Annotated in this window: 1 protein-coding gene; it reads left to right on the forward strand. The window is 71.3% G+C overall.

The window, feature by feature from the left end; genetic code table 11:
* Positions 1 to 32 precede the first annotated feature (32 nt).
* Positions 33 to 1487, forward strand: a complete 1455-nt coding sequence (locus DK254_RS05735) for a mechanosensitive ion channel family protein (protein WP_109933016.1) — start codon at positions 33 to 35, stop codon at positions 1485 to 1487.
* Positions 1488 to 1674 lie beyond the last annotated feature (187 nt).

The following is a 1674-nucleotide window of genomic DNA, read 5'->3' on the forward strand; positions in this document are numbered from 1 at the left end:
TCATAAGGCCCAGGCCCCCGGAGCCCGCCCGCATGCCCGCCCTTCTCGCCGACCACCCGCTGTTCGTCGCCCCTGCCCTGCTGTTGTTCGACCTGGCGCTCTGGCGGCTGCTGGCCGAGCAGCCGCACGGCTGGCGGGTGGCGCTGCGCCTGGGGTTCTTCCTGCTGTTCAGCCTGCTGCTGTTCAACGCCGGCGTCAGCCCGCTGCAGAAGGCGCCCTGGCCGGAGGACCTGCCCAGCCACCTGGTGGCCACCGCGCTGCAGATTCTCTGGTGGCTGTTCGGCGCGCGCTGCCTGACGGTGCTGATCGGCGCCCTGCTGCTGCAGCGGGTGGGCCATGCCGGGCGGCTGTTGCAGGAAGTGATAGGCGCGCTGATCTTCCTCGTCGCCATCATCGCCGCCGCCGGCTATGCCCTGGACCTGCCGGTGAAGGGCCTGCTGGCTACCTCCGGGGTGGTCGCCATCGTGCTCGGCCTGGCGCTACAGAGCACCCTCAGCGACGTGTTCTCCGGGATCATCCTCAACACCACCAAGCCCTACCAGCTGGATGACTGGATTTCCATCGACGGCACCGAGGGCAAGGTGGTGGAGATCGACTGGCGCTCCACCTACCTGCAGACCGCCCAGGGCAGCCTGGCGGTGATCCCCAACTCCCTGGCGGCCAAGGCCAGGCTGCTCAACCTGAGCCGCCCGGCCAACCTCTACGGCGTCAGCGTGGTGCTGGAGATCAGCCCGCTGGTGCGCCCGCGCCCGGTCATCGAGGCCCTGGAGCGCGCCCTGCGCGGCTGCCGCACCCTGTTGCCCAATCCAGCGCCGAGCGTGAGCATCCGCAAGGCCGGCGGCAACGGCGTGGAGTACGAGATGAGCGGCTACGTGGCCGCCATGGGCGAGAAGCGCGAAGTGCGCAACCAGCTCCACGACCTGGCCTTCCGCCACCTGCAGGCCGCCGGCATCAGCCTGCTCAGCGTGCCCGAGGTGCAGGCGGCGCACGCCCTGCAGTCACGGGCGCGGCGCCTGCTCAGCGAGTCGCCGCTGTTCGCCGCGCTGAACGACGAAGAGAAGGACGCCCTGGCCGAGCACATGCGCCCGCGGGCGTTCAAGGCCGGCGAGGTGCTGCTGGAGGTCGGCGAGGTCAGCGACGACCTGCTGATCCTCGAATCCGGCGTGGTCAGCGTGACCCTGCCGCGCGACGCCGGCAGCGTCGAGGCCGGGCGCATGGGCCCGGGCGAGGTCATAGGCGAGGCCGGGGTGCTCAGCCACAGCGGCTGGCAGGCACGCTTCGCCGCCCTGAGCGACGGCCGCCTGTACCACATCGACGGCCAGGCCCTGCAGCCCTGCCTGGAAGCGCGCCAGGAGATCGCCGAAGCCATGGCCCGCCTGCTCGACTACCGCCAGCAGGCCAGCGCGGCGCTGCTGGTGGAAACGCCGGTGCACGCACCGCGCCGCGGCCTGCTGCAGTGGCTCTCGGGGCTGCGCCGCCATTCGTAGGCGCGGATCTTGTCCGTGATTCGTGCCGCGCGAATGGCGTTACCCGGCGGCGGCTGTGCTTCGGATCAACGCCGCCCCCTCTCCCACAGGCGGGAGAGGGGGCTGTCCGGCATGGGCGGGAAATCCGGCGTCGACCTGTAGGAGCGGGCCCTGCCCGCGATTCGCGCGCAGGGCGCGCTCCTACATG

It is taken from the genome of Pseudomonas sp. RW407, from assembly GCF_003176655.1.
Taxonomy (GTDB): Bacteria; Pseudomonadota; Gammaproteobacteria; order Pseudomonadales; family Pseudomonadaceae; genus Pseudomonas; species Pseudomonas delhiensis.